24 protein-coding genes are annotated in these 23613 nt (G+C 54.5%); 11 read left to right on the top strand and 13 right to left on the bottom strand.

What is annotated here, in order from left to right; translation table 11 throughout:
- Window positions 1-8: 8 nt before the first annotated feature.
- Together C813_RS33065 and C813_RS33060 are read right to left on the bottom strand one after the other, a co-directional pair.
- Window positions 9-1187, bottom strand: a complete 1179-nt coding sequence (locus C813_RS33065; protein WP_017457082.1) for an efflux RND transporter periplasmic adaptor subunit — start codon at window positions 1185-1187, stop codon at window positions 9-11.
- A 22-nt stretch (window positions 1188-1209) separates the two neighbouring features.
- Window positions 1210-1665: a MarR family transcriptional regulator gene (locus tag C813_RS33060; protein WP_017457081.1), complete on the bottom strand. Its 456-nt coding sequence runs from the start codon at window positions 1663-1665 to the stop codon at window positions 1210-1212.
- Between the two features lie 719 nt (window positions 1666-2384).
- On the opposite strand from C813_RS33060, the gene C813_RS33055 reads away from it, so the two are divergent.
- Window positions 2385-2891: a ferritin-like domain-containing protein gene (locus C813_RS33055; protein WP_017457080.1), complete on the top strand. Its 507-nt coding sequence runs from the start codon at window positions 2385-2387 to the stop codon at window positions 2889-2891.
- A 27-nt stretch (window positions 2892-2918) separates the two neighbouring features.
- Window positions 2919-3794 (top strand): manganese catalase family protein, encoded by an 876-nt coding sequence (locus tag C813_RS33050; RefSeq protein ID WP_017457079.1) that lies wholly within the window; start codon window positions 2919-2921, stop codon window positions 3792-3794.
- A 35-nt stretch (window positions 3795-3829) separates the two neighbouring features.
- Here the strand turns inward: C813_RS33050 and C813_RS33045 are convergent, their stop codons facing one another.
- Window positions 3830-4087: an MBL fold metallo-hydrolase gene (locus C813_RS33045; RefSeq protein WP_017457078.1), complete on the bottom strand. Its 258-nt coding sequence runs from the start codon at window positions 4085-4087 to the stop codon at window positions 3830-3832.
- Window positions 4088-4089: 2 nt separating this feature from the next.
- On the bottom strand, window positions 4090-4836 hold the full coding sequence (locus C813_RS33040) for an OBAP family protein (RefSeq protein WP_017457077.1): 747 nt from the start codon (window positions 4834-4836) through the stop codon (window positions 4090-4092).
- Window positions 4837-5467: 631 nt separating this feature from the next.
- On the opposite strand from C813_RS33040, the gene katG reads away from it, so the two are divergent.
- The gene (gene katG, locus C813_RS33035; protein ID WP_017457075.1) at window positions 5468-7651 is read left to right on the top strand and encodes a catalase/peroxidase HPI; all 2184 of its coding nucleotides are present in this window, start codon (window positions 5468-5470) and stop codon (window positions 7649-7651) included.
- Between the two features lie 43 nt (window positions 7652-7694).
- Here the strand turns inward: katG and C813_RS33030 are convergent, their stop codons facing one another.
- A complete protein-coding gene (locus C813_RS33030; RefSeq protein ID WP_017457074.1) occupies window positions 7695-8096 on the bottom strand; it encodes a RidA family protein in 402 nt (133 codons plus the stop codon).
- A gap of 108 nt (window positions 8097-8204) precedes the next feature.
- On the opposite strand from C813_RS33030, the gene C813_RS33025 reads away from it, so the two are divergent.
- Window positions 8205-8810 carry a TetR/AcrR family transcriptional regulator gene (locus C813_RS33025; RefSeq protein ID WP_017457073.1) on the top strand — a complete coding sequence of 202 codons (606 nt, stop codon included), beginning with the start codon at window positions 8205-8207 and terminating at the stop codon, window positions 8808-8810.
- A 238-nt stretch (window positions 8811-9048) separates the two neighbouring features.
- Here the strand turns inward: C813_RS33025 and C813_RS47365 are convergent, their stop codons facing one another.
- The 5 genes from C813_RS47365 to fdhF form a co-directional block, all read right to left on the bottom strand.
- Window positions 9049-9210 carry a hypothetical protein gene (locus tag C813_RS47365; RefSeq protein ID WP_017457072.1) on the bottom strand — a complete coding sequence of 54 codons (162 nt, stop codon included), beginning with the start codon at window positions 9208-9210 and terminating at the stop codon, window positions 9049-9051.
- A gap of 111 nt (window positions 9211-9321) precedes the next feature.
- A complete protein-coding gene (locus C813_RS33020; protein WP_017457071.1) occupies window positions 9322-10308 on the bottom strand; it encodes a cytochrome d ubiquinol oxidase subunit II in 987 nt (328 codons plus the stop codon).
- Window position 10309: 1 nt separating this feature from the next.
- Window positions 10310-11686 (bottom strand): cytochrome ubiquinol oxidase subunit I, encoded by a 1377-nt coding sequence (locus C813_RS33015; RefSeq protein WP_017457070.1) that lies wholly within the window; start codon window positions 11684-11686, stop codon window positions 10310-10312.
- Window positions 11686-12165, bottom strand: coding sequence for a DUF1641 domain-containing protein (locus C813_RS33010; protein WP_017457069.1), 480 nt, complete (start codon window positions 12163-12165; stop codon window positions 11686-11688). Before C813_RS33010 ends, C813_RS33015 begins: the two co-directional genes overlap by 1 nt.
- Window positions 12165-15224: a formate dehydrogenase subunit alpha gene (gene fdhF, locus C813_RS33005; RefSeq protein WP_017457068.1), complete on the bottom strand. Its 3060-nt coding sequence runs from the start codon at window positions 15222-15224 to the stop codon at window positions 12165-12167. The genes C813_RS33010 and fdhF overlap by 1 nt, the downstream gene beginning before the upstream one ends.
- A gap of 518 nt (window positions 15225-15742) precedes the next feature.
- On the opposite strand from fdhF, the gene C813_RS33000 reads away from it, so the two are divergent.
- The 6 genes from C813_RS33000 (at window position 15743) to gap (ending at window position 19548) form a co-directional block, all read left to right on the top strand.
- Entirely contained in the window at window positions 15743-15925 is a 183-nt protein-coding gene (locus tag C813_RS33000) for a con-10 family general stress protein (RefSeq protein ID WP_016495712.1), read from the top strand.
- A gap of 100 nt (window positions 15926-16025) precedes the next feature.
- The gene (locus C813_RS32995) at window positions 16026-16523 is read left to right on the top strand and encodes a YciE/YciF ferroxidase family protein (protein ID WP_017457067.1); all 498 of its coding nucleotides are present in this window, start codon (window positions 16026-16028) and stop codon (window positions 16521-16523) included.
- A 34-nt stretch (window positions 16524-16557) separates the two neighbouring features.
- Complete coding sequence (locus C813_RS32990; protein ID WP_017457066.1) at window positions 16558-17064, top strand: ferritin-like domain-containing protein; 507 nt, start codon at window positions 16558-16560, stop codon at window positions 17062-17064.
- A 66-nt stretch (window positions 17065-17130) separates the two neighbouring features.
- The gene (locus tag C813_RS32985; protein ID WP_017457065.1) at window positions 17131-17331 is read left to right on the top strand and encodes a hypothetical protein; all 201 of its coding nucleotides are present in this window, start codon (window positions 17131-17133) and stop codon (window positions 17329-17331) included.
- 142 nt (window positions 17332-17473) lie between these two features.
- Window positions 17474-18454 carry a GlxA family transcriptional regulator gene (locus C813_RS32980; protein WP_017457064.1) on the top strand — a complete coding sequence of 327 codons (981 nt, stop codon included), beginning with the start codon at window positions 17474-17476 and terminating at the stop codon, window positions 18452-18454.
- A gap of 83 nt (window positions 18455-18537) precedes the next feature.
- Window positions 18538-19548, top strand: a complete 1011-nt coding sequence (gene gap / locus C813_RS32975; protein WP_017457063.1) for a type I glyceraldehyde-3-phosphate dehydrogenase — start codon at window positions 18538-18540, stop codon at window positions 19546-19548.
- 36 nt (window positions 19549-19584) lie between these two features.
- Here gap and C813_RS32970 read toward each other — a convergent pair whose 3' ends face one another.
- Window positions 19585-19947 (bottom strand): MerR family transcriptional regulator, encoded by a 363-nt coding sequence (locus tag C813_RS32970; protein ID WP_017457062.1) that lies wholly within the window; start codon window positions 19945-19947, stop codon window positions 19585-19587.
- A gap of 85 nt (window positions 19948-20032) precedes the next feature.
- On the opposite strand from C813_RS32970, the gene C813_RS32965 reads away from it, so the two are divergent.
- A complete protein-coding gene (locus C813_RS32965) occupies window positions 20033-20917 on the top strand; it encodes an alpha/beta fold hydrolase (protein WP_017457061.1) in 885 nt (294 codons plus the stop codon).
- 37 nt (window positions 20918-20954) lie between these two features.
- Here C813_RS32965 and adhP read toward each other — a convergent pair whose 3' ends face one another.
- The gene (gene adhP, locus C813_RS32960; protein ID WP_017457060.1) at window positions 20955-21986 is read right to left on the bottom strand and encodes an alcohol dehydrogenase AdhP; all 1032 of its coding nucleotides are present in this window, start codon (window positions 21984-21986) and stop codon (window positions 20955-20957) included.
- A 27-nt stretch (window positions 21987-22013) separates the two neighbouring features.
- Window positions 22014-23534, bottom strand: a complete 1521-nt coding sequence (gene exaC / locus C813_RS32955) for an acetaldehyde dehydrogenase ExaC (RefSeq protein WP_017457059.1) — start codon at window positions 23532-23534, stop codon at window positions 22014-22016.
- Window positions 23535-23613: the final 79 nt, after the last annotated feature.

Below are 23613 nucleotides of genomic sequence, written 5' to 3'. Positions count from 1 at the left end.
CGTCTCTCTTAGCGGGCGTTTGACGCTACCGCCTGGCTGTTGTCATGAAGAATTTTCGCCACCAGCTGATCGGCGTTGTCCAGGGCATTCTGGTAAACGTCGGTGGTGAAGCGCGGCGCGGCAACCGTTTTCGGCGGCAGCAGATCGCCATCGGGGTTACGAATATCCACGCGAGCGAACATTGACAGCCCCACGCGCAACGGGTGTTTTTGCATGTCATGCGGGTCAAGCGTGATGCGCACAGGCAAACGCTGGATGATCTTGATCCAGTTCCCGCTGGCGTTTTGCGCCGGCAGCAGCGAAAACGCACTGCCAGTACCAATGCCCAGGCTCTCAATGGTGCCGTGGTATTCCACATCATCACCATAAAGATCGGCAGTCAGCGTCACTTTCTGCCCCAGGCGCATGGTGTTCATCTGGCTCTCTTTAAAGTTGGCGTCCACCCACACCTGATCCAGCGGCACAATCGACATCAGCGTGGTGCCGGAATCAACGCGCATCCCCAGTTGCACCGCGCGTTTTGCGACAAAGCCGCTGACCGGCGCAACAATGGTGCTGCGCGCGTTATCGAGGTAACGCTGGCGCAACGTGGCAATCGCGCTTTTGATTTCCGGGTGGCTATCGATAACCGTGTCATCGGTCATCGCCAGGTTAGTGCTTAACGCCTGTTGCGCCGCCGCCAGATCGCTTTTCGCCGTCGCAACCGCATCGCGGTAGTGCGCTAAATCCTCAACGGAAATCGCGCCGCTGGTGGCGATTTTTTGCCGACGCGCATAGTCGTTCTGCGCGGTTTGCAGCGCTGTTTGTTTCGCCGCGACCTGCGCACGGTAGTTATCGACCGTGCTGTACAAGCCGCGCACCTGACGCACGGTGCTGGCGAGGTTCGCTTCTGCCTGTTGCAGGGCGATTTCGGTGTCACTTGGATCCAGTAACACCAACGGCTGCCCTTTTTCGACATAATCGCCTTCATCAACGGAAACCTGCGTCACCGTCCCGCCGATTTGTGGCGTTAAGGTCACCAGATTGGCGTTGACATACGCATCGTCGGTGCTTTCGTAGTAACGGGCATAGAGCAGATACCAGGCCAGACAGCCTGCGGCGATAAGCAGCAAAACAACGAACAGGATAGCGAAGTTGCGCTTACGTTTGCTCGGCGCGCGTTCGGGTTGTGCAGATGAAGTTTGCATCTTGATACCTTTTCAGGACAGCTTAGCGATGTGGGCGGGTTGCCTCGTCCGGCAACATTTTTATCAGGAGTTCAACCAGCAGCCGCGACTCATCGGCGGTCAGGCGGCTGGTCAGCGTACTGAGAATCGAGGCCAGCGCCTCATTCTGAAAACGATCACAAATCACTCGCCCTTTGTCGGTCAGTTCGAGAATGACCTGGCGTTTGTCTTCCGGGTTGGTGGTGCGCACAATCAGATCGCGCTTGGCCATGCGTTCAAGCATCCGGCTCATTGCCCCGGCATCCATCAGCAAATTCTTGCTCACTTCAACCGGGCTATTAAAGCCTTTATAGATACTTATCAATACCTTGAACTGCGCAGCGGTGATATCCGCAGAGGAAAAGTACTGACTTATTAGCTGGTCTTTGAACTGGTTTGCCAGATGAATCAGCAAACCGAGATGAAGTTTAGGGTTGGGAATATCCGTAGCGTTGGTCATGATATTTGCCTGGTCAGTAATTACAAATGAAATTACTGACCAGGCAGTTAACTGTCAATGAATTGTCAAGATAAGCGCACATTTTGTCAGTTCTCACTGCTGCGCTTAGCTACCTGCCCATTTTCCCTTACCGCTAGCGCAGTGGGATAAAAACCTCCTCACAACGTTCGCTTGTTGTGGCACGTTCTGTTGCGGGTTTAACGACCTGTTTTCGCCTTTTCCCTTTTTGGACGCCCCATCGCGCTGAGATAGTTCTTAAACACACTGGTTCTACCGATATGAGCCGCTTGCTGAACGTAAAGAAATGTCAAAAAAGGCGACTAAAAAGCCAACCATACCTGCTAAAAATGAGTGATAGTGACGCATGTGATTAATGAAATCGAAAGTGTATTCCGTTAACTCGTTAATATTAAGGAAAATTTATTTTTATAAAAATAATAACAAGCGAAGCAGTGTGTCGAAAATATATTGAATCGACCCTGTTCACGCCTCGGTTTGACTAAATGAAGCCAGTGTCTAAATTTAATAACAAGCGATACACGTTAGCATGCAAATATAAAGCAGTAAGGATATCAGGATTACTATTTATCTATTTTATTCACCTCACGATAATATAAGAGCGCACCACTCCCCCTGATATTTCTTATTAATTGTATAACTGCTGAATACAGCGGCAGTGTCCCCTTTTTCTTATCCACTCACCCCTGAAAGGATTAGATATGACACCTCAAGAAAATTATCACGACTGGTTACGCGATGCACACGCAATGGAAAAACAAGCTGAGTCAATGCTTAATGCCATGAGCAGCCGCATCGATAACTACCCTGATTTACGCGCAAGAATTGAGCAGCATTTAACGGAAACACAAGGGCAAATAAAATTGCTGGAAACGGTGATGGATCGAAATGATATTAACCGTTCATTAATGAAAGATGCCACCAGCAAAATGGCAGCGATGGGTCAATCATTTGGCGGCATGTTTGCACCGGATGAAATTGTTAAAGGTGCAATCAGCAGTTATGTCTTCGAGCAATTTGAAATTGCCTGTTATACCTCGCTTATTGCCGCGGCTGAAAAAGCCGGTGACAGTGCCAGCATCGATATATTCAAACAGATCCTGGCAGAAGAAAAAGCGATGGCCGAATGGGCGATTAATCATATTCCGGATGTGACAGAACAATTTTTGCTGCGCAGTGCAGCGGAAGGCGTGGAAGCTAAAAAATAATAATTTTGACTTTTCAGGAGGCAAGCAATGTTTCGTCATGTAAAACAACTGCAATACACCGTGCGCGTCAGTGAACCGAACCCAGGGCTGGCCAACCTGCTGCTCGAACAGTTTGGCGGCCCGCAAGGGGAACTGGCGGCGGCATGCCGCTATTTTACCCAAGGGTTAGGAGATGAAGACGCCGGTCGCAAAGAGATGTTGATGGACATCGCGACAGAAGAATTGAGCCATCTGGAAATTATCGGTTCGCTGGTAGGCATGCTCAATAAAGGCGCGAAAGGTGAGCTGGCAGAGGGCACCGAAAGTGAAGCGGAGCTGTACCGTTCGTTAACCGAAAACGGTAATGACAGCCATATTACCTCGCTGCTTTACGGTGGTGGGCCCGCGCTCACCAATTCCGCCGGCGTCCCGTGGACCGCCGCTTATATTGATACGATTGGCGAAGTGACCGCCGATTTGCGTTCGAATATCGCCGCCGAAGCGCGCGCGAAAATCATTTATGAGCGCTTAATCAATGTCACCGACGATCCGGGGGTTAAAGATGCGTTAGGTTTCCTGATGACGCGTGAAGCCGCGCATATGCTCTCGTTTGAAAAGGCGCTCTACTCGATTCGCAATAATTTCCCGCCAGGAAAATTACCGCCAATCGAACAGTACACCAACGTCTATTACAACATGTCGGAAGGTGACGACCCTCGCGGTAGCTGGAACAGCGATGAGAACTTTGAGTATGTCGCCGATCCACAACCGGCTGTCGACGGTGGCGACGGTTCCGCTACCACCACGCTCAGCCCGGAACAACTGGCGCTGGTAAAAGCGATGGCAGAACGCACCAAATCCGATCCGAGTGTTGATCCGCTCACCGGTGCCGAACTCGGCTACGGTGAACCGCAACCGAAATAAGTTCCCCGAAAGCATCTGCCCTGCAGATGCTTTTTTTATCTCTTTTGTAAGGCGCGCAACGCCTGCGCATCGTGGCTGCAAAACGGCTGGATCTCCTCGCCATGCGTTACAGCCAGCTCGCGCAGACGTTGCTGGTTAACCCTACTGGCACCAGTATCCATCGCCATCATCCATTGATAAAAACGCAAGTGGCGTTCCGGCTGCCCGATTGCACGGCTAAAACCATGCTTACCGCCGCACAATAGCCAACCCTGCGACTGCGGTGAACATTCGTATTTGGCCGCGTCGTGCATTATCAATGAGAATGTTCAGTACCATCAGAGAGATTAACGGGCTTGATTTGAATCACCTGCCCCTGTTCCCAGGCATCCGCGCCCTGCGCCACCGGGTGCGCAGGCAGGTCTGCGCGCTGCTGCCTGATAGTCGGGGTGCTCACGCCAAAACGGCGATCGCGGTCAGCAAGCAGCGCCGGATCGAGTTGCCCATCTTGTGTAAATCCCATCATTAGCACGGGCACGCCCAGCGGCAGCGTCTGGTCACGCTCAGTGTGCCAGGTATGCCAGGTTTTGCCGTAGGTATTCACGATATTGCTCATCAGCGCTTTTTCCGCGACAGCTGGTAAACCCGGCGCAATAAGCGAGCCGGATTTCACTTCATAACGGTGGCTATGCCAGAGTTTTTTCTCATCCGGCGGCAGAGTTTTGAAAAGTCGTTCACTGATGATGTATTCCACGCCCATCAGCCGCGCATTCGCGGTATTCCCGTCATAAATCACCGCCTGCATAACGTCATTATTTAACACGGTGACATAATGATGGGCTTCCATTTGCCCTTTCCGTTCGCCGTTATAAAAATGAAAGCCGTCCAGGTAGGCGCTTATTGCCTCAATCGGCGGGCGAGATTGTATTAGCGCCGCGCCTGTTTCGAGGGTTTTCATTTTTGCGGAGGTTTTCTCGCCAGGTATAGCCGTTTGCGGTTCGCTATTATTGGCGCCACAGCCAACAAGCATCAGGGGAATAATAAGATGTAAAGCCAGACGCATTGATCTTTTTCCTTAAAGTCAGGTGGAATAATCAGGTTAGCGTATGCTGCGTATTCGGCCAGTTATATCGTGATAATGTGCAGTTACGTCATTATTAACGAAACGGTAAAAAAGAAAAAATATCTCGCTGCAGATAAGATTATCCGCAAAGCCTGTCCCACGACAGCAAGCAAATGCGTTATCGTCATTTATTTTTCATTGCGCAAACGCCGCGAAATGAACTTATGACATTGCGTGTTTATTCGCTCTGCCTTTTCGGTTGATTAAATTTACAAGACGCAGACAACGCAGCGAAACAGTATTTTGCACACGGTTATGGATATATTTCGATAAAACGTGGGCGTTTAATTTCGCCGGAAAAATACAAACCTGTGTTGCATACGCTTGCAGGCCGCGCCTGCTTGACTTGCTTTTGCCGTCACAAAAAATGCGCTACGCCCTGAAAAAAACCGTAACGGCAGTAGTGGAATTGCTAAGGTTTAGGAGTGGGTAGCGCAGTTAAGCGATTTGCGTCAAGTTTTTACCATTTTATAGAAAGGTATTAACTATCAAATCTGTAGATTCATTCAAATACCTTTATCAGGAAGCAGTGTATATCGTAACGACAGAACACAAGCAAATGGAGCCCGATATGAGCACGTCAGACGATCAATCCCTCTCGTCATCCGTCGAGAAATGCCCCTTTCATAACAAAAGCAATGAAAAAAGTGCAGGCCCGGTAACCAGTAACCGTGACTGGTGGCCTAACCAGTTGCGCGTAGATTTGCTAAACCAACACTCCAACCGTTCTAACCCGCTGGGTGAAAATTTTAACTACCGCGAAGAGTTTAAAAAGCTCGATTACTCCGCGCTGAAAGCTGACATTCGCGGTGTGCTGACCGACTCCCAGGAGTGGTGGCCAGCAGACTGGGGCAGCTATATCGGTCTGTTTATTCGCATGGCCTGGCACAGCGCAGGCACCTATCGCACCGTCGATGGACGTGGCGGTTCGGGTCGCGGTCAGCAGCGCTTCGCGCCGCTCAACTCGTGGCCGGATAACGTCAGCCTTGATAAAGCGCGTCGTCTGCTGTGGCCAGTGAAACAAAAATATGGTCAACAAATCTCCTGGGGCGATCTGATTATTCTGGCGGGCAACGTGGCGCTGGAAAATGCCGGCTTCCGCACTTTCGGTTTTGGTGCCGGGCGTGAAGATGTCTGGGAACCGGATATGGATGTCGACTGGGGTAATGAAAAAGAGTGGTTAAGCCATCGTCACCCGGAAAGCCTGGCGCAGGCCGCTATTGGCGCAACCGAGATGGGGCTGATTTACGTAAACCCGGAAGGCCCGAACGCCAGCGGCGAGCCAGTTTCTGCCGCCTCTGCCATTCGCGCCACCTTCGGCAATATGGGCATGAACGATGAAGAGACCGTCGCGCTGATCGCCGGTGGTCATACGCTGGGCAAAACCCACGGTGCCGCCACGCCGGATAATCATGTCGGGCCAGAGCCGGAAGCCGCGCCGCTGGAAGCGCAGGGTCTGGGCTGGATGAGCAGCTACGGTAGCGGCGCAGGCGCAGATGCCATCACTTCCGGTCTGGAAGTGGCATGGACGCAAACGCCGACCCAGTGGAGCAACTACTTCTTCGAAAACCTGTTCAAATATGAGTGGGTGCAAACCCGCAGCCCGGCGGGAGCTATCCAGTTTGAAGCCAAAGATGCGCCGGAAATTATCCCGGATCCGTTCGACCCGGAGAAAAAACGCAAGCCCACCATGCTGGTGACCGATTTGACGCTGCGTTTCGACCCGGAATTTGAAAAGATCTCGCGTCGTTTCCTCAACGATCCGCAAGCGTTTAATGAAGCCTTTGCCCGCGCATGGTTTAAACTGACCCACCGCGATATGGGGCCAAAATCACGCTACATCGGCCCGGAAGTGCCAAACGAAGATCTGATTTGGCAGGATCCGCTGCCAGCGGCAGTTCATCAGCCGAACGGTGCGGATATCGCTAACCTGAAAGCGGCGATTGCCGAATCCGGCTTATCGGTGAGCGAACTGATTTCGGTCGCATGGGCGTCTGCCTCCACCTTCCGTGGCGGCGATAAACGCGGCGGTGCGAACGGCGCGCGCCTGGCGCTGACGCCGCAGAACGGCTGGGAAGTGAACGCCATCGCTGCGAAGGCCCTGCCCGCGTTGCAAAGCATTCAGAAAACGCTGGCGAAAGCCTCGCTGGCAGATGTGATTGTGCTGGCGGGCGTGGTTGGCGTTGAAAAAGCCGCGGCAGCAGCCGGTGTGCAGGTCAATGTGCCGTTTACGCCGGGACGTGTCGATGCGCGTCAGGATCAAACGGATGTGGACGCTTTCGCACTGATGGAGCCGCTGGCCGATGGTTTCCGCAACTATCGCCGCGTATGGGATGGCATCAGCACCGAAACGTTGCTGATTGATAAAGCGCAACAACTGACGCTCACCGCCCCGGAAATGACCGTGCTGGTTGGCGGCCTGCGCGTGCTGGGTGCCAACTATGACGGCAGCAAGCACGGCGTCTTTACCGACCAGCCGGGTGTGCTGAGCACCGATTTCTTCGTTAACCTGCTGGATATGCGCACCGCATGGAAAGCCGCCGACGAGAAATCAGAACTGTTTGAAGGTCGCGATCGCAAAAGCGGTGAAGTGAAATACACTGCCACGCGCGCCGATCTGGTGTTTGGCTCCAACTCGGTGCTGCGCGCGCTGGCCGAAGTTTATGCCAGCGCCGACGGCAAGCAGAAATTCGTCACCGACTTCGTTGCCGCGTGGACAAAAGTGATGAACCTCGATCGCTTCGACCTGCTGTAATCTCACGCTTTATCCTCAAGCCTGCGACCTGTCGCAGGCTTTTTTATGCCGCGCGTTCGGGAATACGCGCAATCACCTTAATTTCGAAATCAAAACCCGCCAGCCAGTTCACGCCCACGGCTGTCCAGTTGGGATACGGTGGCTGTGGGAAAATCGCCTGTTTGACCTCCATGATGGTGGCGAACTGGTTTTCCGGATCCGTATGAAAGGTGGTGACATCAACCAGATCATCAAAAGTACACCCCGCCGCCGCCAGCGTGGCCTGCAGATTGTCGAACGCGAGGCGCACCTGGGCGGCGAAATCGGGCTCCGGGCTGCCATCGGCGCGGCTGCCAACCTGGCCGGAAACAAACAGCAGATCGCCGGAGCGTATTGCGGCGGAGTAACCATGTTGTTCATACAACGCATGGCGATGAGCGGGAAAAACGGGTTCGCGAGGGATCATAGGGTTACCTTTTATGGCTGGATTTAAGATACACTTCGTATATGAAGTTAATCCACATACACAGCGTATGTCAATTCACATACGCGATGTATTTAAAATGGAGTCAGTATGGTCGTTAAACGTCGCGCGCAAACCATGGAAGAGAACCGCGCCAAACTTATCGCCGCTGCCCGCAAGGCGTTTGCCGAAAAAGGCTTTACGGCGGCATCGATGGATGAACTGACCGCCAGTGTCGGCTTAACGCGCGGGGCGCTGTACCACAACTTTGGCGATAAACAGGGCTTACTTGCCGCCGTGGTGGCGCAGGTCGATGGCGAAATGGCGCAGCGCGCGAAGATGCAGGCGCACGCCACCGATAATGCCTGGGATGCGCTGCTGGCTGAAGGTGTCGCCTATATCGAGATGGCGCTCGATCCTGAAATCCAGCGCATTGTGTTGCTCGATGGCCCGGCGTTTCTTGGCGATCCTTCGCGCTGGCCAAGCCAGAATGCCTGTCTACAGGCCACCCGTATTGCGGTAGCTGACATGGTGGCAAACGGCGAGATGAAAGAGGTGGATGTGGAATCCGCCGCGCGTTTACTCAATGGCGCAGCGTTGAATGCCGCGTTATGGGTTGCCGCCAGTAATAACCCGCAACAGACGCTGCCCAAAGTGATTGACGCGTTTAGCTTGCTGGCGAATGGGCTGCGCGCAGAGAAAAAAAACCCGGCATAATGCCGGGAATAATTGGTAGATAACGAGTTTGAGCGCGGCGGCAAAGTGCGCCGCCGCGAAATCAGGGTAACAACAAATGAAGCCGCAAGCCGGAGAAAACAGAGTCAGTGGCAGGGCTCGCGGCTATTAAAAGGGATAAATATAACGCGGAGATGACATAGCGTCGGTTGCGAATAATCCGCCCGTCGCCTGCACTCCTGAGCCACTGGTGAAGTATGCGTATGCTACCCGAGTGTGTTCAACCTGAAGCGGCTTCTTTCTCCAGCCTGAGCACAAAATGGTTATCGTGACGGGCAATCTTCGCCCCGCTGTTGCCGTAATTTGCCGAGAGCATAAAAAAAGTATCCGCATCGACATCAAATGCCAGCTCGACTTGCTGGTGCTTTCCTGAGCTAATCATTTGATACGCCTGCTTTAAATTATAAGCTTTTGCTATAGCCATGGATAAGTCTCCGCGCATGCTGTTGCTTACTGTAAATCTCGCCTTTACTTTATAGCCTGTTTTGCCGAACTAACCCGCAATTTTTCCACTGAAAATGCGAAAAACCCAGCTGTTATAAAGCAACGTTACTGGCACCAGTAACGCAAACGTCAGCAGCAGAAATCGTTGCGTGGCCGGTGGTGCGGCGGTCTGCGTAATGCTGAGAACAGCCGGCACTATCCACGGAAAAAGCGTAAACACCAGCGCACAAAAAGCACAACTGACCATCACTAACACGCCGGCAAGGGGTAAAAAAGGCCTACGCAAAATCAGACCAACCCCAAACAACATCACCGCCAGTACACCCACCAGTAACAGCGGTAACCAAAGCCAGATATTAAACAGATGCTGACGCCAGGTTTCATGCAGTTGCGTAGTCCACGCCAACAAATCCGCCAGCAGTAATCCGGTGACGATGGCGAGCCACGGCATCACCCGCCTTCCCCACGTTTCCAGCTCGCCGGTGCAGCGCCAGATTATCCACCCGGCTCCCATCAGGCTATATCCACACACCAGCGCCAGGCCGCAATAGAGCGGAAAAGGACGCAGCCACTCAAAGCCGTTGCCGGTAAACTGGCGCCCATCGGTGGCAATCCCCTGTAGCAGCGCCCCCACAATAATCCCCTGCGCCAGCGCTGCCAACAGCGAACCAGCCACCAGCATCAGGTCAAACAGCCGTGGCGCATAGTGGCGATACTCAATTGCCATGCCGCGCATCACCAGCGCCAGCAACATCACAAACACCGGGATATAGAGTGCGCTGAGGATGATGCCGTACGCCAGCGGGAATAGTCCCAGCAAGCCGCCCGCCGTGAGCACCAGCCAGGTTTCATTGCCATCCCAGACCGGCAATAAAGAGAGATTGATAACATGGCGCGACTCCGGGCTGCGCTGAAATGCGCACAGGATGCCGGTGCCCAAATCTGTGCCATCAAGCAGAACATAGATCAGCAAACTGAGCGCCAGTGCAGCGGCAGAAAGTGCATCAAGCCAGGGCAAACGTAAAATATCCGGCATATTACGTCCCCTTCCCGGTGCGTTCGGCAACCTCGGGCATGGCACTCTCTTCATGCCTGACGGGTAAGCGCGACATCAGCTTAAGCAAAAATCCCAGCCCCAACGCAAAGAGCGCAATATAAACCGCCACGGTTACCAGCAATGAGCCCAGAACCAGTTCCGCTGAAACTGGCGCAACGCTGTGCGATGTACGCAGCAAGCCGTAGACCGTCCACGGCTGACGCCCCGCCTCCGTAACCAGCCAGCCCGCGAGCATGGCGATAAATCCGGCGGGTGCCAGCAGCACCATCACACGTTGTAACCAGTGTGCGTGCCACAAACGCCCCCGCAGGCGCACCACCAGCCCGGCAATGCCCGCTGCCGCCATGGCGATGCCAAGCCCGACCATCACGCGAAACGACCAGAACACCACCGGCACCCACGGCAACGCTTCCGCCGGGTACTGGTTGAGTGTATGAATGCGCCCTTCAAGATTGTGGCGCAAGTAGAGCGAACCGATATCGGGAATGGCGACTTCATATAAGTTGCGCCGCTGTTGCATGTCCGGCAGCGCAAACAATCGCAGCGGCTCGCCTTCGCCCGGCGGCGGCGGATCCCACGCACCTTCCATCGCTGCCAGTTTTATCGGCTGATGGTCGCGCGTGTTTTCGCCATGCAGATCGCCAAGCACGATCTGTACCGGTGCCATTATCACCAGCATCCACAGGCCCAGTGAAAACATCTGCCGCGCCGCCGGATGTCGAGCCTCGCGCAGCAGATGCCACGCCCCGCACGCCGCCACCAGGCACGCCGTGCCTAACATTGCCGCCACCACCATATGCGCCATGCGCCAGGGAAATGACGGGTTAATAATCGCCGCCCACCAGTCGACCGGCACAAAGCGCCCATCGGCCGCCACGGCGAAGCCATCCGGCGTCTGCATCCATGAGTTGGCCGCAACGATCCAAAACGCGCTGAACAGCGAACCAAGTGCCACAATGCAGGTCGCCATAAAATGCACCCACGGCCGGACTTTACCCATGCCGAAAAGCACCACGCCCATAAATCCCGCTTCAAGAAAGAATGCGACCAGCACTTCCATGTACATCATCGGGCCGAGCACTGCCCCCGCGCGGCTGGCCAGCCCACTCCAGTTCGTCCCGAAAGCAAACTCCATCACCACGCCGGTGACCACGCCCACCGCCACGTTAAGGGCAAAAATTTTGCTCCAGTAGCGCCATAGCGACAGCCAGTGCGTCTGCTTGCGCCAGAGCCACATCGCCTCAAGGAACATCAAAAAATGCGCCAGACCAATGGAAAAGGCCGCCAGCACAATATGAAAGCCGATAGTAAAAGCAAACTGGCCGCGCGCCAGCAACAGGGCGGTTTCCCCGTTCATTATGCGTCGCTGGGTTTACCGGTCCACGCGGAGATCGGCTTATCAACTGGTTGCTCCATGCGCCGCGCGAAGGCTTTCATCCCACTGAGCAGAGGTTGCAGGGCATGCCACAGATCCTCGTCCTGTAGCATCTTCCACGCGCCCTGCAGACCAGGCGCATTATGCTCGCCCGCCCCGGCAGGCTGACTTAGCGCATCGGCCATATCGCGCAGGCCGAAGGCCAGTTTATACATTTTCTCTGGCGGAATGCTGGAGAGCGCGAGCAGCAGCACCGAGATATTCTGTATCGCATTGAGCGTGCCTTCGCGCTGTAAACCCTTTACTAAAACCTGGGCGATGTCCTGATTGGCACCCACCAAATCATTCGCCAGGCGCAGCACACCATGCTGATGCAGCGACTCCAGCAGCCGCGCCAGTTCTTCATGGGCGTCGGGGCCAATTTTTGCCGGTTCCGGCTGATAATCAATCGCTTTTGCCATCAGAATTTCTCCGGGTGAGGTTCGGTTGCTGGCGGTTCGCGGTAATCGGCGCGCCGCCATTTCTCTTCCACTGGCACCTTGTCAATCGGGGTACGTTTACCGTGGCGGAAATTGTGCTTCGGTAGCGGGTCGGGCAGCGGCGGGCGATCCAGCGTTTCCAGTCGCACGGCTAGCTCTTTATAGGCGGGTGTATTGACAGACGGATCGTGGTGTTCGCCAGTGAGTTTGTTAATGCCATCTTTGCCCTGATGAATGGAGATGAACAGCACCTTTCCCTGAACGCGATCGGTCACCACCACCGGCACCTCAACTTCACCGCGCCGGGAGATAAGTTTTACCCAGTCGCCTTCCTGCAAGCTGCGCGCGCTCGCCAGTTGCGGGCTGATTTCCACAAACCAGTCAGGCGAAAGGCTGGTTGTGCGCCCGCCCTGCCCGCTCTGGTTGGTGGACTGGAAATGCTCCAGCATCCGGCCATTGTTGAGCAATAAGTCATATTCGGCATCCGCTTCTTCGGCGGGCGGTTGCCAGCTCAGCGGATAAAGCGTGGCGCGCCCGTCAGGGGATTTAAAGCGCTCGGTATAAAGCAGCGGCGTGCTGCTGCCATCGGCGTTGATCGGCCAGATTTGCGATTTCCAGCCCTCAAGACGTGAATAGCTCACTCCGGCAAAGATTTCGGCAATACCCGCCACTTCCGCCATGATCTCTTGCGGATGCTGATAGCCCCAGTCATGGCCCATACATGCCGCCAGTTGCGTGAGGATCCACCAGTCCGGGCGGCTGTCGCCAAGCGGCTCCATAACCGGGTAGAAACGCTGAATTCGCCGCTCGGTGTTCACAAATGAACCCTCTTTTTCCACGCTCGGGCAGCCGGGCAACACCACATCGGCAAACTGCGCCGTACGGCTAAGAAACAGATCCTGCACCACCAGAAAATCGAGGTTGGTAAAGCCCTGATGGACATTTTCCGCATCCGCATCGGAAAAGGCGGTTTCTTCGCCAATGACGTACATGGCGCGGATCACCTCCTTGCGCGCCAGTTCGACCATCATAAAGTTATCCTGGCCGACCTTGAGCGACAGGCGTTCAGCCGGTACGCCCCAGGCGTTGGCCCACTTTTCGCGGATCTGCGGATCGCTGACCGATTCGTAGCCAGGGTAGAAGTTTTTCAGGCAGCCAAAGTCGCTGGCACCCTGCACATTGTTATGCCCGCGCATCGGGTAGCCGCCGGTACCGGGTCGGCCATAGTTGCCGGTCACCAGTAGCAGGTTTGATAACGCGGTGCTGGTGTCCGCGCCGTGGCTGTGCTGCGTGATACCCATCGCCCACATAATGCAGACACTGCCCGCCTTGCCAATCAGCTCTGCCGCTTCGCGCAGTGTCTCTTCCTGAATACCGGTGATTTGCGCGGCGTAATCCAGCGTAAACGGGGTTAGCGACTGGCGATAGGCGTCAACCTGGTTGACACGTTCCGCGAGGAAGCCTGCATCTTCATAACCGTGGTCAAACATATAACGCGCCATCGCCGATGCCCAAACCAGATCGCTGCCGGGATGGATGCGTAAATGCAGGTCGGCGCGCTCCGCCATTTCATGGCGTCTTGGGTCGACCACCAGCCATTTTTGCCCATGATGTTTTTTTGCTGCTTTCAGGCGTGAGGCGATCACCGGATGGTTTTCCGCCGTGTTGCTGCCGACGATAATCATCAGTTCGGCCTGTTGTAGATCGTCAATCGTCCCGGCATCGCCGCCATAACCCACCGTGCGAAACAGCCCTTCCGTGGCCGGGTTCTGGCAATAGCGTGATGAGTTATCCACGCTGTTGGTGCCAATAATTGCGCGGGCAATTTTCTGCGTCAGATACGCTTCCTCATTGCTGCCTTTGCTGGAACCAATAAAACCAATACTGTCCGGTCCGTACTGGTCACGGGTCTGTAATAAGCGGCTGGCGACAAGGGTTAACGCTTCCTCCCAGCTTGCCGGGCGAAAACGGTCATTTTCGCGGATAAGCGGCGTAGTCAGGCGCTGCGGGCTGTTAATGAAATCCCATGCGAATTTGCCTTTAACACAGGTGGAGATGCCATTTACCGGCGCATCAACCACCGGCTGCACTTTCAGAAGCTGGCGGTCGCGGGTCCACATTTCAAAGCTGCATCCTACGCCGCAATAAGTGCAGACGGTTTTGGTGCGTTTGATCTCCTGCTGGCGTAACGCGGTATCCATCACCGAAATACCGGAAATAATTTCGGCGCCGGTGGAATTTTCCAGCACTTTAATCACATCTATCAGCGGGCGTTTGAGCGACTGGCGCATCGAGGTGAAGGGTCCGGCATCCGGCTGCATGCTTTTTTCCAGCACTTTAATCACATCTATCAGCGGGCGTTTGAGCGACTGGCGCATCGAGGTGAAGGGTCCGGCATCCGGCTGCATGCTTTTTTCCAGCAGCGCATTGCACGGGCAGACCGTCACGCAATGCCCGCAGCTAACGCAGCTCGAACCGGCAATCTGATTACCGCCGTCCCACAGCACGCGCGGGTGTTCCATGGTGTAATCAATGCTCAGCGTTTCGTTGACTTCCACGTTCTGACAGGCGTCCACGCAGCGACCACATAATATGCATTGATCCGGATCGTAGGTGTAAAACGCGTTGGAGTGATCTTTAACATAAGGCTTGCGCGTATACGGGTAGCGCTGAATGGGAATGTGCATATCCACCATAGTGTTATGCAAGGTACAGTCGCCGGTGTTGTGTTCGCACACGGTGCAATAAAGTTCATGTTTAGCCAGCAGACGATCCATGCCCTCTTCGCGCGCCGCGCGCGCCTGGGTGTCCAGCGAGTTAATTACCAGCCCGTCATGGCTTCGCAGCGTACAGCCGCGCACCAGCTTCCCCTCTTGTTCGACCCAGCACACATCGCAGGTTTGTAACGGATCGAGCGCCGGGTGGTAGCAAACATGGGGCAGCGTGATATTGCAGGTTTCAAGAAAATCGATCAGCGGGACATTTTCCGGGCCAACCAGCGCCCTACCGTCGTACAGGACGGTACATTTTTGCAGGCTCATCTTGCTTCCTCACCAAAAAAAGCTGTACGCGCACTCCCCGGTTCGACAGTTCAGTGAACTTGCAGAAAGTCGTTCCTGTTCAGGGTGACGTATCGGTTATGAGGTTTAAAAGTAGTTGCCGCCTGAGCTACGAGCCAAACGGCAAGATACATTCTGCATCCCTGTTTAAGACTTCTCTTAAAACCATAAGCAATAATGATGATTACCAAAATCAAAATGTAAATTTATGTCAATAAATGCCATTTTCATGCCAATAATTAGATGAAAAAAGGTAGGTAATAACGGACGGTAATATTCGTTTTCTATCCACTTTATGCTAAGTCACTTATTTTAAAGATACATCCCCAATACCGCTTTGTTTAAATAACCAGCAACTACACCTAACGGAGTATTTTTTAACGTAGGAATTTTCACGTTTGACTATTTCCCCACAGCGACTAACTTTAATCCCTGAACGCAGTGAACATGGTTTCGAATATTCATGTTCATATATTTAACAACGAAACGGGAGAAATATTATGGCTGAACATCGTGGCGGCTCAGGTAATTTCGCCGAAGATCGTGAAAAAGCGTCCGAAGCGGGCCGCAAAGGCGGTCAACACAGCGGTGGTAATTTCAAAAATGATCCACAGCGCGCTTCCGAAGCAGGTAAAAAAGGCGGCCAGAATAGCCACAGCGGTGGCCGTAAATCAGGAGATTAATTTCTGATTTAATTTTTTACCGCATCAATATATTTATTTTCTTACTGGCGAGCCGGCAACGGCTCGCTATTTTTAACCCTGAAATTAAAGGTCTTTAATTATGCAGATTAATACGCTAAACGATTTATTTATTCATGGCTTGTCGGACATTTACAGCGCAGAAAAACAACTTGCCCGCGCGTTAGCCAAACTGGCACGCGAAGCCTCTACCACCGAGCTGGTGCAAGCCTTCAAACAACATATGGAAGAGACGCAAGGCCAGATAGAGCGCATCGATCAGCTACTTGAAGCCGAAAGCGGCCTGAAGTTAAAACGCATGAAGTGCCATGCAATGGAAGGTCTGGTAGAGGAAGCAGACGAAGTGATTGAAAGCACCGAAAAAGGTACCATTCGTGACGCTGCTTTAATTGCCGCTGCGCAAAAAGTTGAACATTATGAAATTGCCTCTTACGGTACGCTTTGCACCCTTGCCGACCAATTAGGCTATAAAAAAGCGAAAACACTTCTGGCGCAAACGCTGGAAGAGGAAAAAACCACCGACAATCTGCTGACTAAAATTGCGACCAGCAAAATTAATTCCAAAGCGGAAGTAGAATAAACGTCATTGAGTTAATTCCACCTGAGGTAAACGTATGACACGCGAAGAGAATTATCACGACTGGCTACGTGACGCACATGGGATGGAAAAACAGGCAGAATCGATGCTGGAGGCAATGGCTAAACGCATCGACAATTATCCTGTATTGAAAAGTAAAATTGAAAGTCATTTAGCTGAAACCCGTGAACAAATAGTGTTACTTGAAGGGCTTATTGATCAATGCGGAATATCGCGATCGGTCCTGAAAGATACCATAGGTAAAATGGCGGCGATGGGTCAGGCCGTTGGCGGTGTCTTTAATTCCGACGAGGTGGTTAAAGGCGCAATAGGTGGCTATGTCTTTGAGCAATTTGAAATTGCGTGCTACACCTCATTGATTAGAACGGCTGAAGAATTGGGCGATGTTAACGGCGTGCAGGTGCTGCAAAAAATTGTGGCGCAAGAGATTGAAATGGCGGAGTGGATGCTCCAGCACGTTCCGGAAGTGACAACTCAATTCCTTGATCGCTCCAGCGCGCCCGGCGTTGAAGCGAAAAAATAACCTGCGTTTATTGTTAATGGAGAGACGACGATGCTGCCAAAGCTGAAACGCGTAAGGAATGTGTTAATGAACAACCGTGCCAGTGATGATCTGGGCTGGCAAGTGTTGAGTGAGTTCGAACGCGCCCGGGAGCAAAAACCCTTTGTTGCCGGGCAACCCGCCAGCAACCATGACGAGGCTGAACTGCCAAAACCCGATCTTTCTCTTGATCCCGTACAGGAATATCTGGTCACGACGATGGCTAACCGTAAACAGGCCAGCAAGTAACGCCCCCGACCGCGTTATTCCCTCCCCCTTTGTGTCTTGTTAGATTTGCCCGGAGCGGAGGCTCCGGGTTTTTTATTGCCCTGTCATCCGCCTGCCCCCGAACTCGCTTGACTTAAAATGTAATTAGCGTACGTTTCAGGACATGAAAACATTCCTGATTATTGTTCCTGATGGCGGCATGCTGTTCGAAGCCGCCGGGATAGCCGACATTCTGATGCAGGCCAACCAGTTGCACCCGGATGATACCGCCCAGCCACGCTATCGCGTTGCTGTTGCCACCACCCAGCCACACCAGGTGATCCACGGCCAGTCCGGGCTGAATCTGCTGGCGGATCATCGCCTGCCGGAAATCGATCCGCGCCAGCCGTGGGACACCATCATGATAACCGGTCGCGGTACTGATGCCGAAGAGGGTACGGCGGTTGTGGACTGGCTGCGCCTTGCTGCGCCGCACGCACGCCGTGTGGTTTCTATTTGCGGCGGCGCGATGCTGCTGGCACAAAGTGGGTTGCTCAACGGGCGGCGTGCAACCACCCACTGGCGGTTACTGGAAACCATGCAGAAAGAGTACCCCGCTATCACCGTTGAAGGCGGCCCGCTCTATATTCAGGACGGGCCAGTCTGGACTTCCGGCGGCGTCAGTTCCGGCTTCGATCTCACGCTGGCGCTGGTCGAAGATGATTACGGCTTCTCGCTGGCGCTGGATATCGCGCAGAATATGGTGATGTACCTGCGCCGTCCCGGCGGGCAGTTGCAGTTCAGCCGCTATCAATTACAACAGGCCAGCGGCGTCGGGCCAATCAGCGAACTGCAAAACTGGATCCTTGCCAACCTGGCTGAGGATTTATCCGTTGAGCGATTGGCGGAACAGGTTGCGATGAGCCCACGCAACTTCACCCGCGTCTTCACCCGTGAAAGCGGCGTTTCTCCCGCGCGCTATGTAGCCGAAGCGCGTCTTGCCGCCGCCCGCAACCGACTGGAACAAACCAGTGAAACCCTGGAGCAGATCGCCGCCGCCACCGGTTTTGGCAGCAGCATCAATCTGCGGCGCATTTTCGAACGCCAGTTACACCTCACACCGGGCGATTACCGCCAGCGCTTCCACTGCCGCAAATTGGCGTAAAGTGATCCTTTTTTGTCGTTTACGCCAAACCGTGACCGGCCTACAGTAACTGCAGTTAGTTACCGCACAGGAAGGAGTCAATTATGGTTAAGGTCGGCATTAATGGTTTTGGCAGAATTGGACGCAACGTGTTACGCGCGGCGCTGGGAAACGCAGAGATTCAGATTGTGGCGATTAACGATCTGACAGACAGCAAAACCCTCGCTCATCTGCTGAAACATGATTCTCTGCTCGGCACCCTGCCCGTTCCGGTAGAAGCGGGTGAAGGCCAGTTGTTCGTCGATGGCAACGCGGTGCGTGTGTTCAGCGAACGCGATCCGGGCAACATTCCATGGCGCGATGTTGGCGTGGAAGTGGTGATTGAAGCCACCGGTTTCTTCACCGAACGCGACAAAGCCGAAGTACATATCAGCCGCGGCGGCGCAAAACGGGTGATCATCTCCGCGCCCGGTAAAAATGATGATTTAACCATTGTACTGGGCGTAAACGATAGCCAGTACGATCCCAAACGCCATTTTGTGGTCAGCAACGGCAGTTGCACCACCAACGGCCTGGCGCCTGCCGCGCAGGTGTTGCATCAACGTTTTGGTATCGAACATGGCCTGATGAACACCACCCACGCCTATACCAACAGCCAGGCGCTGCACGACCAGCCGGAGAAAGATCTGCGCGGCGCGCGTGCTGCGGCGCTGTCGATTGTGCCTTACTCAAGCGGTGCGGCAAAAGCGCTCGGCAAAGTGATCCCGGAACTCGACGGGCGACTGACAGGTTACTCACTGCGCGTGCCGGTTCCGGTGGTGTCAATTGTTGACCTGACGGTCACGCTGAAACGTGATGTCACGGTTGACGAGGTGAATGCCGCGTTCCGCGAAGCGGCAGAGGCGGGTCCGTTGAAAGGCATTCTCGGTTACAGTGACGAACCGCTGGTTTCCAGCGATTACCAGGGCGATCCGCGCTCGTCAATCATTGATGGATTATCAACCCTGGTGATTGGCGGCAATCTGGTGAAAATCCTCGCCTGGTATGATAACGAATGGGGCTTCTCGAATCGTTTGGTTGAGCTGGCAAGCCTGATAGCCAAACGCGGTTTGTAACGGCGATACTTCCGCCTTTCACACTATGACGACGCCTCAGGGCGTCGTTTTTTGTTCTGTCTCGGCCAACGCGGCAGCCAGTTGCGCGCGGCGGCGCTCAAGGGTGGCGATTTGCGCCTCAATCGTCGCCAGCCGTTCACGCTGCAACGCGCGCGTTTGCGGGCACATCGTCGCCCCCTCTTCATTGCGCATGCAGGCAGGAAAAGCGGCAATTTCAGCAATGCTAAAACCCGTGGCGATTAACTGCTGGATTTGCCTCACCTGCCCGAGCGCCTGCGGCGGAAAGTAGCGATAACCGTTGCAGGCACGCGTGCTGCACAGCAGACCGTGGCGATCATAATGGCGGATTGATCGCACGCTGATGCCCGTTTGTCGGGCGAGTTCGCCAATTGAAAACATTCTCTTTCTCCCGGTAAATGGCTTGACTCTGACACCAGTGTCAGGGTTGAGGATAGCCGCGAACATTCATCTGGAGGAACATTTTATGCTGTTATCCCCTGGCCGTTATCTCGCTATTTTGTTATTCAGCTTTTCCGCCTCGCTGTTTGCCAGCGACAAGCAGTACACCGTGACCTCGGCGGACGGTGTTGAACTGGCGGTACAAGAGTCCGGCTCGCCGCAAGGCAAACCGATTATTTTTATTCACGGCTTATTAGGCAGCCACCTGAACTGGGAAAAACAGCGTCAGGATCCGGCGTTGCAACGTTTTCGGTTAATCAGTTTTGATATGCGCGGCCATGGTCTGTCGTCAAAACCGACGCAGGCAGAGTCCTACCGCGAGGGAAGCCGCTGGGCGGAGGATGTCGCCGCCGTGATTGCCGCAAGCCATGCAAAAAAACCGCTGCTGGTCGGCTGGTCGCTGGGTGGCGCGGTGATCAGCCATTATCTGGCAAACGTCGGTGATAAAGCTCTTTCCGGCGCGCTATATGTCGATGCGGTGGTAGAGTTAACGCCCGATCAGATCCCGGCGCACCCGCAAGTCTATCAGGCGATGACCTCGGCGGATTTAGCCACCCACCTGGATGGTGAGCGCGAGTTTCTGCAGCTCTGCTTTTATCAGCAGCCTGACGCGATCACCTTTGCGCGCCTGCAAGCCAATGCGGCGATGGCCTCCTGGGAGATGCAACGCGCCGTGCCGTCGATGAAAGTTGCGCTTGAGCAAGGGCTGGGAAAAGCGACAATCCCGGTACGCTTTATCTACGGCAAACACGATCGGCTGGTAAATCCGCAGTCGTCGCTGGCGCGGGCCAGAAGCGTGAATCCCCGGATTAGCGCGGTGTGGTTTGACCATTCGGGGCACGCCCCGTTCCTTGAAGAGCCAACCCGTTTTAACCAGCAGCTGGCAGATTTCGCGGATTCTCTGCACTGAAATACAAAACGGGGCATCACTGCCCCGTTTTACTGGGTTACTTCGACATATCAACCACGATCCTGCCAGTGATTTTCCCGGCGCGCATCCGCTCAAAGATACTGTTGATATTCTCCAGCGGCTCCACGGCAATTTCCGCATGCACTTTGTTGCGCCCGGCGAAATCCAGCGCTTCCTGCAGATCTTTACGCGTGCCGACAATCGAACCGCGCACCGTGGTGCCGTCGAGCACCATGTCAAAAATCGACAGGTCGAATTTCCCCGGTGGCAAGCCGTTGAGTACCATGGTGCCGCCACGGCGCATCATGGTGGTTGCCTGCTCAAAGGCTTTTGGCGATACCGCTGTCACCAGTACGCCGTGCGCACCGCCAAATTCGCTATGGAAACGCGTTCCCGGATCTTCCTGGCGCGCATTGACCACCACCGAGGCACCGAGACGGCGGGCAAACGCCAGTTTGTCATCATCAATATCGACCGCCGCCACGTTCATGCCCATCGCCACCGCGTACTGGATCGCCAGGTGTCCCAGACCGCCAATACCCGACACCACCACCCACTCTCCGGCGCGCGCTTCGGTCATTTTCAGCCCTTTATAGACCGTCACCCCGGCGCAGAGGATCGGCGCGATACTCTGAAAATCGACGTTATCCGGCAAAATCCCGACGTAGCTGGCATCGGCCAGGCAATATTCGGCAAACGTACCGTTTACCGAATAGCCGGAGTTTTGCTGCGAATGGCACAGGGTTTCCCAGCCGCCAAGGCAGTGTTCACAGTGACCACACGTCGAGTAGAGCCACGGTACACCGACACGATCGCCTTCTTTCACATGCTTCACGCCCGGCCCGACTGCCACCACATGACCGACACCTTCGTGGCCGGGTATAAACGGCGGGTTCGGTTTGATTGGCCAGTCGCCATCGGCGGCGTGTAAATCCGTGTGACACACGCCGGTCGCTTCAATTTTGACGAGGATCTTGCCCGGTTCAACAGCCGGCACCATCACCTCTTCAATTACCAGCGGCTGACCAAAGGCTTTCACCACTGCGGCTTTCATGGTTTTCAGTTGCATCTTATCGCCTCATCCTGATGTAGATAATTAATACAGCCCCAGCGGCGAACCGCTGTAACTCACCAGCAGGTTTTTGATCTGCTGATAGTGGCTCAGCGCCAGTTTGTGGGTTTCACGCCCGACGCCCGAGTTTTTGTAACCGCCAAACGCCGCATGTGCCGGGTAGAGGTGGTAACAGTTTGTCCACACGCGACCCGCTTTAATGCCGCGCCCCATGCGCCATGCGCGATTGATATCCAGCGTCCACACCCCGGCGCCGAGGCCAAACTCGGTGTCATTGGCGATACGCAGCGCTTCGGCTTCATCTTTAAACGTGGTGATGCCCAGCACCGGCCCAAAAATCTCTTCCTGGAAGCAGCGCATCCCGTTATGGCCTTTAATCAATGTCGGCTGGATATAGAAACCGTTTTGCAGCCCGTCGCCGTGTTCCACGTGAGCGCCGCCGGTAATGATTTCGCCGCCCTCGTCGCGGGCAATCGAGATGTAAGAGAGGATCTTGTCGTACTGCTCTTGTGACGCCTGCGCGCCAATCATGGTGTCGGTGTCAAACGGGTCGCCTTTGCGGATATTTTCCATGCGGGCGATGACTTTTTCGACAAACTGCGGGTAGATCGACTCCTGCACCAGCACGCGCGACGGGCAGGTACAAACTTCGCCCTGGTTGAAGAATCCGAGCACCACGCCTTCCACCGCTTTATCAATAAAGCCTTCATCACCGTTCATCACATCTTCAAAGTAGATATTCGGTGATTTCCCGCCGAGCTCGACGGTGCTGGGGATGATGTTTTCCGCTGCGCACGAAAGGATGTGGCGGCCAATCGGCGTGGAGCCGGTAAAGGCGATTTTTTCGATGCGTTTGCTGCGCGCCAGCGGTTCACCGGCTTCCGTACCAAAGCCGTGCACCACATTCAGCACCCCTTTTGGCAACAAATCGCCAATCAGTTCCATCAACACGCAGATGCCAAGCGGCGTCTGTTCAGCCGGTTTCAGCACCACGCAGTTGCCCGCCGCCAGCGCCGGTGCCAGTTTCCATGCCGCCATCAGCAGCGGGAAGTTCCACGGAATGATCTGCCCGACCACGCCCAGCGGTTCATAGATGTGGTAGGCAACCGTATTGCTGTCGATCTCTGCCGCTGTCCCTTCCTGCGCGCGGATACAACCGGCGAAATAACGGAAGTGATCCACGGCCAGTGGTAAGTCCGCTCCCATGGTTTCGCGGATCGGTTTTCCGTTATCCCAGGTTTCTGTTAATGCCAGCGCTTCCAGGTTGGCTTCAATGCGATCGGCAATAGCCAGCAGCACATTGGCGCGATCCTGCACGCTGGTTTTTCCCCAGGCATCGGCGGCAGCATGCGCTGCGTCGAGAGCCTTCTCAATATCCGCCGCGTCTGAGCGCGGGAATTCGGCAATCACCTGTCCGGTGACCGGCGAGGTATTGGTAAACCAACGCCCTTCCACCGGGTCAACAAATTCACCGCCAATATAGTTGCCATAACGCTGTTTAAAAGAGACTTTCGCGCCATCAAGGCCAGGGTGGACATATTTCATAAGATGTTCCTCTTTTATTATCGGTACAGGTGAGGCGTCACGCATCGTGGCGGACACAGAGACATAAGCAGTTCTTATG

This window comes from Kosakonia sacchari SP1 (assembly GCF_000300455.3).
Classification (GTDB): Bacteria; Pseudomonadota; Gammaproteobacteria; order Enterobacterales; family Enterobacteriaceae; genus Kosakonia; species Kosakonia sacchari.
The sequence above is the reverse complement of the archived record's forward strand: the minus strand, read 5'-3'. Positions and strand labels throughout refer to the sequence as shown.